Origin of the sequence: uncultured Lutibacter sp., assembly GCF_937891065.1 — a bacterium.
Classification (GTDB): Bacteria; Bacteroidota; Bacteroidia; order Flavobacteriales; family Flavobacteriaceae; genus Lutibacter.
Genome location: NZ_CALAEQ010000029.1, coordinates 1 through 10,290 on the forward strand (window position 1 = coordinate 1; position 10,290 = coordinate 10,290).

The 10,290-nt window shown below is 30.3% G+C and carries 9 protein-coding genes; 4 read left to right on the forward strand and 5 right to left on the reverse strand.

Annotated features, from left to right (window positions below; translation table 11 throughout):
* From Q0352_RS02040 to Q0352_RS02055, 4 genes are all read left to right on the forward strand, one after another.
* Positions 1-1,486, forward strand: a 1,486-nt coding sequence (locus Q0352_RS02040) for a carboxypeptidase regulatory-like domain-containing protein (protein ID WP_367274572.1), incomplete at its 5' end; no start/stop codon positions are given.
* 108 nt (positions 1,487-1,594) lie between these two features.
* Entirely contained in the window at positions 1,595-2,773 is a 1,179-nt protein-coding gene (locus tag Q0352_RS02045; protein ID WP_299522822.1) for an AIR synthase related protein, read from the forward strand.
* 50 nt (positions 2,774-2,823) lie between these two features.
* Positions 2,824-3,900, forward strand: coding sequence for a peptide chain release factor 1 (gene prfA, locus Q0352_RS02050; protein ID WP_299522825.1), 1,077 nt, complete (start codon positions 2,824-2,826; stop codon positions 3,898-3,900).
* 161 nt (positions 3,901-4,061) lie between these two features.
* A complete protein-coding gene (locus tag Q0352_RS02055; RefSeq protein WP_299522828.1) occupies positions 4,062-5,699 on the forward strand; it encodes an ABC-F family ATP-binding cassette domain-containing protein in 1,638 nt (545 codons plus the stop codon).
* Positions 5,700-5,715: 16 nt separating this feature from the next.
* Here the strand turns inward: Q0352_RS02055 and Q0352_RS02060 are convergent, their stop codons facing one another.
* The 5 genes from Q0352_RS02060 to thrS all read right to left on the reverse strand — a co-directional run bounded on the left by Q0352_RS02060 (position 5,716) and on the right by thrS (position 10,048).
* Positions 5,716-6,666: a TerC family protein gene (locus Q0352_RS02060; protein ID WP_299522831.1), complete on the reverse strand. Its 951-nt coding sequence runs from the start codon at positions 6,664-6,666 to the stop codon at positions 5,716-5,718.
* Positions 6,667-6,798: 132 nt separating this feature from the next.
* Positions 6,799-7,143, reverse strand: a complete 345-nt coding sequence (gene rplT / locus Q0352_RS02065) for a 50S ribosomal protein L20 (RefSeq protein WP_299522834.1) — start codon at positions 7,141-7,143, stop codon at positions 6,799-6,801.
* A 95-nt stretch (positions 7,144-7,238) separates the two neighbouring features.
* Positions 7,239-7,436 (reverse strand): 50S ribosomal protein L35, encoded by a 198-nt coding sequence (rpmI, locus tag Q0352_RS02070; RefSeq protein ID WP_299522837.1) that lies wholly within the window; start codon positions 7,434-7,436, stop codon positions 7,239-7,241.
* A gap of 88 nt (positions 7,437-7,524) precedes the next feature.
* Positions 7,525-8,040 carry a translation initiation factor IF-3 gene (infC, locus tag Q0352_RS02075; protein WP_299522843.1) on the reverse strand — a complete coding sequence of 172 codons (516 nt, stop codon included), beginning with the start codon at positions 8,038-8,040 and terminating at the stop codon, positions 7,525-7,527.
* Between the two features lie 67 nt (positions 8,041-8,107).
* Positions 8,108-10,048 carry a threonine--tRNA ligase gene (gene thrS / locus Q0352_RS02080; RefSeq protein WP_299522840.1) on the reverse strand — a complete coding sequence of 647 codons (1,941 nt, stop codon included), beginning with the start codon at positions 10,046-10,048 and terminating at the stop codon, positions 8,108-8,110.
* Positions 10,049-10,290: the final 242 nt, after the last annotated feature.

Consider the following 10,290-nt stretch of genomic DNA (forward strand, 5'->3'; position numbering starts at 1 on the left):
TATACTAATCTTTCTTTTAGCTCTTTTTGTAAATTGTAGTGAAGAAACAACCAGTTTAGTAGGAACAGGCAACATTACTGGTAGAGTTGTTGAGGCATTGAGCTTTAATCCAATTGAAAATGCTAAAGTAACTTTAAGCCCTACAAATAATACTGTTTTTACGGATGTAGATGGTTATTTTGTTATGAATGAAATCGAAGAAGGTGATTATTCGGTAAGCGTTGCTAAAGAAGATTATTTGACATCATATAAACCTGCTACTGTTACTGCAGATTTAGAAGTAAATGTAATATTTGAAATGGAAGATAATAATGCATTAAATAAGCCACCTTCTACTCCAGTATTAATTACTCCTGAAGATGGAAGCGAAAATTTAGAACTTTCAGTTGAACTAATTTGGAGATCGCTTGATCCAGATGAAGATGTTTTAAATTATAGACTTGAAATTAAAAATGATATTAATAACGACATTATTTCAATTGAAAGCATTATAGATACTACTTATGTGATTTCAGATTTAAAATATGGAACTAAATATTTTTGGCAAATAGCAGCTTCGGATGATATTAATGAAGAAATATTAAGCCCTGTTAATACTTTTAAAACAAAATATGATCCAGATAATAGATATTTATATGTAAAAAAAGGTGTAAACAATAATAATATAATTTATTCCGCTAATTTCAATGAGACTGAAGGTGAGTTAGAGAATGAAGTTAAATTAACTACTGAAGATCAAAATAGCTGGAGACCAAGAAAAAATCAGGCAGCTAACTTAATTGCATTTTTAAGAACAACTAATAATGAAACCCATTTATTTACCATGAATCAGGATGGTTCAAATGTTTCGCAAGTAACATCAGCAATTGCTGTTTCAGGTTTCAATCTTAATGAAGTTGATTTCTCGTGGTCTTCAAATGGAGATCGATTGATATACCCTCATTATAATAAATTGTATGTAATAAATAAAGATGGTAGTGGATTGCAGCAAATTTATCAAACAACAGACGGTAGTTTTATTACCGAGTGTGATTGGAGTAATGATGAAAGTATGGTAGCCATAAAAATAAATGATATTGCAGGCTATAATGCTTCAATATTAACAATTGACTTGGATGGTAATGTATTAAGAACAATTGTTTCTGACGTTCTTGGTGCAGTTGGTGGTCTAAATATTTCTGTAGATAATAAATTGTTATTATATACTTTAGATGTATCTGAATATCAAAACGCTGATAATAGACAATTAGATACACATATTTTTATTTATAATTTTAATACAACTATTTCAACAGATATTTCTTCAGGTAAGGTTGCTGGAACTATAGATATTGATCCCCGTTTCTCACCAAATGAAGCTGAGGTTATTTTTGTAAACACTTCCAATGATGGAGTTTCAACCAAATCTATTTATAAAATGAATGCTATTGATGATACCGATAGAACACAATTATTTATGAATGCAACTATGCCAGATTGGGAGTAATTTACAAGATTTAATAAAAAAAACCGAATGAAATAACATTCGGTTTTTTTATGTTTCTTAAATTAAAAAAGATAAATTACTTTTGCATCATATCAAAATATAGTAATTATGAGCTCAGAGATAAGTAAAAGATATAGTCAAAGAGGTGTTTCAGCTTCAAAAGAAGATGTACATAAAGCTATAAAAAATGTAGATAAAGGATTATTTCCGAAGGCATTTTGTAAAATAGTCCCAGATTATTTAACAAATGATGAAGAATATTGTTTAATAATGCATGCAGATGGAGCAGGAACAAAATCGTCTTTGGCCTATATGTATTGGAAAGAAACAGGAGATATTTCTGTATGGAAAGGAATAGCTCAAGATGCTCTAATTATGAATATAGATGATTTAATTTGTGTTGGCGCTACAGAAAACATTATGCTGTCATCTACAATTGGACGTAATAAAAACTTAATTACAGGTGAAGTACTTTCTGAAATCATAAATGGTACTGAAGAATTATTAAAAGATTTAAAAAAGTTTGGTGTTGAAATTCACTCAACTGGTGGAGAAACTGCCGATGTTGGGGATTTGGTTCGAACCATAATAGTTGATTCTACTGTAACAGCAAGAATGAAAAGAGAAGATGTTATTGACAATGCAAACATTAAACCAGGAGATGTAATTGTTGGACTGGCTTCTTTTGGGCAAGCAACCTATGAAAGTGAGTACAATGGAGGTATGGGATCAAATGGATTAACATCTGCTCGTCATGACGTGTTTCATAAATATTTGGGTGAGAAATACCCAGAAAGTTTTGATGCAGCTGTACCAAAAGATTTAGTGTATTCAGGAAATACAAAATTAACGGACACTGTAGAAGATTCACCTTTAAATGCAGGTAAATTAGTACTTTCTCCAACCAGAACATATGCGCCTATTATTAAAGAAATTCTTAAAAATTTCACTTCAAAAGAAATTCATGGAATGGTGCATTGTAGCGGAGGTGCTCAAACAAAAATCCTTCATTTTATAGATAATTTACATATTGTGAAAGATAATATGTTTGCAATTCCACCGCTGTTTAAATTAATTCAAGAGCAGTCTAAAACAAATTGGAAAGAAATGTATCAAGTGTTTAATTGTGGGCATAGAATGGAATTGTATGTTTCTCCAGAAATAGCAAATGATATTATTAAAATTTCTAAGAGTTTTAGTGTGAATGCTCAAATTATAGGTAGAGTAGAAGCTTCAGAAGCTAAAAAGTTAACTATAAAAAGTGAGTTTGGAGAGTTTGTTTATTAATAGATAATTCGTTTATAATTCGTAAATTTGCAATCCAATAAAAAAAGAAGATGTTAGATAAATTAAAAATTATAAAACAAAAATTTGATGAGGTGTCTGATTTAATCATTCAACCTGATATTATTTTAGATCAAAAGCGATACGTAAAATTAAATAAAGAATATAAAGATTTAAGTGCAGTAATGAAAGTTGCTGATGAATATAAGGTTTTGCTAAACAATATTGAAGAAGCCAAAGAAATAATAGCTGATGGTTCTGATGAAGAAATGACAGAAATGGCTAAAATGGAACTGGAAGAAGCGTCTCTTAGAATTGTCGAATTAGAGGAAGATATTAAGTTTATGCTAATTCCTAAAGATCCTGAAGATGCCAAAAATGTGATTGTTGAAATTAGAGCAGGAACAGGTGGAGATGAAGCAAGTATTTTTGCAGGAGATTTGTATAGAATGTACACAAAATATTGTTCAGATAAAGGGTGGAAAACAGAAGTTGAAGATATTAGTGAAGGTACTTCTGGAGGATTTAAAGAAATAATATTTAGCGTTACAGGTGCTGATGTTTATGGAGACATGAAGTTTGAATCTGGTGTTCACCGTGTACAACGTGTACCTCAAACTGAAACTCAAGGTCGTGTTCACACTTCGGCAGCAACAGTAATGGTTTTACCAGAAGCTGAAGAGTTTGATGTTGAATTGTTACCTAGTGATATTCGTGTAGATTTTTTCTGTTCTTCTGGTCCTGGTGGGCAATCGGTTAATACAACGTATTCTGCTGTACGTTTAACACATATCCCTTCTGGTTTGGTAGCACAATGTCAAGATCAAAAATCTCAACATAAAAACAAGGAAAAAGCAATGAAAGTATTGCGTTCTCGTTTATATGAACAAGAATTGGAAAAAAAATTAGCAGCTGACTCGCTAAAAAGGAATTCATTAGTTTCTAGTGGAGATCGTTCCGCAAAAATTAGAACCTACAATTACCCACAAGGTCGTGTTACTGAACACAGAATTGGATTAACGTTGTATGATTTATCAAACGTGATTAATGGAGATATTCATAGAATAGTTGAAGGTTTAAAACTTGCTGAAAATACTGAAAAGTTAAAAGAATTAGGAGAAGTACTTTAATTTAAAATCTAAAAATAGTAATTAAAAAGCAAGAATTTAAGATTCTTGCTTTTTTGTTTTATCTAATAAAAATTAGAGGATAATTTAGAAGCTATAATTATAGTTCAAAAACGTATATTTGCGCCTTTCAAAAAAATAAATTTCACTTATAAGTTATAATAATGGTTACAGTCAACGATATTTCGGTACAATTTGGAAATACAACGCTATTTAGTAATGTTTCATTTGCAATTAATGATAATGATAAAATTGCTTTAATGGGTAAAAATGGTGCAGGAAAATCTACGTTATTAAAAATTATTGCAGGAGCTAGTAAACCATCATCTGGGAATATTTCAGCTCCTAAAGGTACTGTTATAGCATATCTTCCTCAGCATTTATTAGCTAAAGATAATGCAACTGTTTTTGAAGAAACGTCAAAAGCTTTTGCAGAAGTTCTTAAAATGAAAGCTGAAATTGATGAGGTTAATGAGGCTCTTACTGTTCGTACAGATTATGAAAGCGACGAATATATGAAGTTGATTGAGCGTGTTTCTGAATTAAGCGAAAAGTATTATGCAATTGAAGAAATAAACTATGAAGCAGAGGTTGAAATTGTTTTAAAAGGACTTGGTTTTGAACGAAAAGATTTTAATAGACCAACATCTGAGTTTTCTGGAGGATGGCGTATGAGAATTGAGTTGGCAAAAATTTTACTTCAAAAACCCGATTTAATTTTATTAGATGAACCTACAAATCATATAGATATTGAAAGTGTTCAATGGTTAGAAGATTTTTTAATTAATTCAGCAAAAGCAGTAATTGTTATTTCGCATGATAGAGCTTTTGTAGATAATATTACCAATAGAACTATTGAAGTAACTATGGGTAAAATTTATGATTATAAGGCAACCTATTCTCATTATTTAGAGTTGCGAAAAGATCGTCGTGTGCATCAACAAAAAGCATTTGACGAACAACAAAAAATAATTTTAGATACTACTGAATTTATTGATCGTTTTAAAGGGACTTATTCAAAAACAAATCAAGTGCAATCTCGTGTTAAAATGCTAGAGAAAATGCAACTAGTTGAGATAGACGAAGTTGATACTTCAGCGTTACGATTAAAATTTCCTCAATCACCAAGAAGTGGTCAATATCCTGTAGTGGTGAATGATTTATCTAAAAAATACAATGAACATGTTGTTTTTGAAAAAGCAAGTTTGGTAATTGAACGTGGTGAAAAAGTAGCTTTTGTTGGTAAAAATGGTGAAGGAAAATCAACGATGATTAAAGCCATTATGAGCGAAATTGATTTTGAAGGAAGTATGGAAATTGGGCATAATGTTAAAATTGGCTATTTCGCTCAAAATCAAGCTTCATTATTAGATGAAGAATTAACAGTTTTTGAGACAATAGATCAAATAGCGGTAGGTGATATTAGAACTAAAATTAAAGGACTTTTAGGCGCTTTTATGTTTAGTGGTGATGATACAACTAAAAAGGTGAAAATATTGTCAGGAGGCGAGAAAACACGTTTAGCAATGATAAAATTATTGTTAGAACCTGTGAATGTTTTAATTTTAGATGAGCCTACAAATCATTTAGATATGAGAACTAAAGATATTATTAAGGACGCTTTAAAGGATTTTGATGGAACTTTAATTTTGGTCTCGCATGACCGTGATTTTTTAGATGGATTAGCAAAAAAAGTTTTTGAATTTGGACATAAGCGTGTTAAAGAACATTTTGATGATGTTGCAGGTTTCCTTGCATATAAAAAAATGGAAAATTTAAAAGAAATTGAAAAGAAAAACTAATAGAATTTAACTTTTTCTATTTAGTTTCTTCACTTTCATTTATTGACTTAATTGATACAATTACACCTGTTAATAATGAAACGGCTATGACAGATAATGATAGCCATTCAGGAAATGTTAAATGATGTGCAAGTATTAATTTAATTCCTACAAAAGTTAAAATTACTATTAAACTGTATTTTAAATAATGGAATTTAGCTAACATATTCGATAAGAAAAAATACATTGATCGTAACCCTAATATTGCAAAAATATTAGAAGTAAATACCAAAAATGGATCGGATGTTATTGCTAAAATTGCAGGAATACTATCCATGGCAAACAATACATCAGTAAATTCAATAATAATTAAAGCAATAAAAAGTGGAGTCACGGCTGTAATATGTCTCATTTTTACAAAAAAATGTTCTCCATTCATATGGCCTGTAATGGGTAAAAATCTTCGGACTTGTCTATAAATAAAAGATTTTTTTGGGTGAAACGCCTCACTTTTTGAACTTAACATTCTATATGCAGTAAAAATTAAGAATGCTCCAAATACATAAGTTGTAAAGCTGAACTTTTTAATAAGTATAACTCCAAAGAAAATCATGAAAGCTCTAAATATGATGGCACCTATAATTCCCCAAAATAAAACTCGGTGTTGATATTTTAATGGAATTTTAAAAGAGGTAAATATAACAGCGATAACAAAAATATTATCAATACTTAAAGATAATTCTATTAAGTAACCTGTAATGTATTTTAAAGTAGCATTGGTAGGTGTGAGGTTGTCAACATTGTTTATGATATTAGTTGAATATAACCAATAAATAATACCTGAAAACAATAATGATATTAGTACCCAAATCCCTGTCCAAACTGAGGCTTCTTTTGTACTTATAATATGTGGAGTTTTATTGAAAACACCTAAATCTAAAGCTAAAAACAGAAGTATAACTGCAATAAAAATTCCCCAAACAAGCATAAAATTAATTATTTAAATATCTGATAAATGTACAATAAAATATAATTTATGAAGGTAAAGTGAGATATGTATATAAATTAAAAAACCCAATCTAAAAGATTGGGTTTTATATATAAGCAAGAAATTAAAAATCTATTTTACTTGATCTACAACAGCCTTAAAAGCTTCTGGGTTGTTCATAGCTAAATCTGCAAGAACCTTACGATTCAATTCAACATTATTAGCTTTAATTCGTCCCATAAACTGTGAGTAAGACATTCCATACTGACGGGCTCCAGCGTTAATACGTTGAATCCATAATGCACGGAAAGTTCTTTTTTTGTTTTTACGGTCTCTATAAGAATAAACCATTCCTTTTTCAACCGCATTTTTAGCTACTGTATAAACGTTTTTTCTACGTCCAAAGTAACCTTTTGCTAGCTTCAATATCTTTTTTCTTTTAGCTCTTGAAGCAACTGAATTTACTGATCTTGGCATAATTTCATTTGTTTTTTTGTAGTAGGCGTCAAACTTTAAATTTGAACTTGTTTAGCTCTACTCCAAGGTTAATAATTAAATTCCCTGTAACTTTATTATTTTAAAGTTAACTGTTGTAAAATGTTAGCTCTATCTGCTTTATGTACTAAACCATCATGAGTTAACTTTAATTTACGTTTTTTGCTTTTTTTAGTCAAAATATGACTTTTAAAAGCATGCTTTCTTTTAATTTTTCCAGAACCTGTAAGCTTAAAACGCTTCTTGGCACTAGATTTTGTTTTCATTTTAGGCATCTTTCTTCTACTTTTTTTATCTTGCTTAATATCTTTGTTCTTCGAGCGTAAGGCAAACTATATTATGTTTAACCCAATAGTCGAAGTGTTATTTCTTCTTAGGAGCAATGTACATAATCATACGCTTACCTTCTAATTTAGGCATTTGCTCAACTTTACCATATTCTTCAATTTCTGTTGCCAATCTTAAAAGTAAGATATGCCCTTGATCTTTATAAATAATAGACCTTCCTTTAAAAAATACAAATGCTTTTAATTTGGCACCATCTTGTAAAAACTTGATTGCATGTTTTTTCTTAAATTCAAAATCATGCTCGTCAGTATTAGGCCCAAATCTAATTTCTTTAACAATAACTTTTGTTGCTTTAGATTTTATAATTTTTTCACGCTTTTTTTGTTCGTAAAGAAATTTCTTATAATCTATAATTTTACAAACAGGCGGGTCAGCTTTGGGAGATATCTCAACCAAATCTAGTTCTTGTTCTCTAGCTAGCGATTTTGCTTTAGAAATTGAGTATACACCAACTTCAACATTATCTCCTACTAAACGTACTTCGTCAACAAATGTGATTTTTTCATTAATCCTATGTTGATCTTCTTTGATTATTCTCCAAGGCTTTCTTCCCCCTGATTTACTTCGAATTGCTATGACGTTTGATTTTAAATTAAACTTAAAATTGCTCTAATGTACTACTTATTTCTTTAGTTATAAATGATGTGAATTCATTAATTGTTAATGTACCCATATCACCTTCTCCTTGTTTTCTTACTGAAACTGTACCATTTTCTTCTTCTTGTTCACCTACAATTAGCATAAACGGTATTTTATTTAACTCGGCATCTCTTATCTTCCTACCCGTTTTTTCACTTCGGTCATCTATAAGGGCGCGAATTTCGGAATTTTCTAGCAAACATAAAACATTTTCTGCATATTTTTGATATTTATCACTAATAGGTAGGATAATAACCTGCTCTGGAGTTAACCAAAGAGGAAATTTACCCGCAGTATGCTCTAATAATACAGCTATAAAACGTTCCATGGAGCCAAAAGGAGCTCTGTGAATCATTACTGGTCTGTGTAACTTGTTGTCTGCTCCTTTATAATTTAGGTCGAAACGTTCAGGTAAATTGTAGTCAACTTGTATAGTTCCTAATTGCCAACTTCTACCTAAAGCATCTTTTACCATAAAATCTAATTTAGGACCATAAAATGCGGCTTCTCCATATTCTACAACATAATCTAAGCCTTTTTCTTTTGCTGCGTTTATAATAGCAGTCTCAGCTTTTTCCCAATTTTCATCGCTACCGATATATTTTTCACTTTTTTCTTTAGACCTTAGTGAAACTTGTGCAGTGAAATTTTCAAAACTTAAGGATTTGAATACGTATAGTACTAAATCAATAACGTCTTTAAATTCTTTATCTAACTGATCTGGAGTGCAAAAAATATGCGCGTCATCTTGGGTAAATCCTCTTACACGTGTTAATCCATGCAATTCACCACTTTGTTCATATCTATACACTGTTCCAAATTCAGCAAAACGCTTTGGTAATTCTTTATATGAATATGGTTTGTTGTTATAAATTTCACAGTGGTGTGGACAGTTCATTGGTTTTAAGAAAAACTCTTCACCTTCTTTTGGTGTGTGGATTGGTTGAAAGCTATCTTCACCATATTTTTCATAATGCCCAGATGTTACATACAATTCTTTTTGACCAATATGAGGTGTTATCACCATTTCATATCCAGCTTTTTTCTGTGCTTTTTTTAAAAAATTCTCTAATCTTTCTCTCAATGCAGCTCCTTTAGGTAACCAAAGGGGTAATCCTTGTCCTACTTTTGCTGAAAAAGCAAACAGTTCTAACTCTTTTCCAAGTTTTCGATGATCTCTTTTTTTAGCCTCTTCCAGTAATTCTAAATATTCAGTAAGCATTTTTTGCTTTGGAAAAGAAATACCGTATACACGAGTTAATTGATTGTTTTTTTCATCACCACGCCAATAAGCTCCAGCAACACTCATAACTTTTACGGCTTTTATAATGCCAGTATTTGGAATGTGTCCACCACGGCATAAATCTGTAAAATCGGAATGATCGCAAAAAGTAATCTCACCATCAGTTAAGTTTTCAATTAACTCAACTTTATATTGGTTATTTTGACTTTTATAAAAATTTAATGCATCTTCTTTTGAAACCTCTCTCATTTTAAACTCATGTTTTCCACGAGCTAATTCAAGCATTTTTTGTTCAATGTCTTTAAAATCTTTGTCTGAAATTACTTCGTCACCTAAATCAACATCATAATAATAGCCATTTTCAATAGCAGGTCCAATTGTTAATTTTACATTTGGATAAATTGAAGTAATTGCCTGAGCTAATACATGTGCTGAAGAATGCCAAAAAGTTTTTTTACCTTCAACATCGTTAAAAGTGAATAACGTTAAGCTTCCGTTTTCCATTAAAGGAGTAGAAGACTCAATTGTTATATCATTAAATTTAGCTGAAATTACATTTCTAGCAAATCCTTCGCTTATACTTATAGCAACATCCATAGGAGTGGCGCCTCTATGAAATTCTTTAATTGAACCGTCAGGTAATGTTATTTGAATCATATATTTTTATTAAAGATGCAAAGGTATTGGAAAACTATCAGTTTCGCAATAGCTTATTACAATCTAAACATTGTTTATTTTGAAGTTTTTTAATTTTCTCCTATACCTTATTACATGTAGTGAAAATAGAATGTGTTTTGATATTGTTGAAATAGATAATTAGTTCAGATCAAATGATTTTTTTGAATTGTAACCTACACAATTTCAATGTGGTAAAATAGGAGTTAAATTTTTTTAAAAGA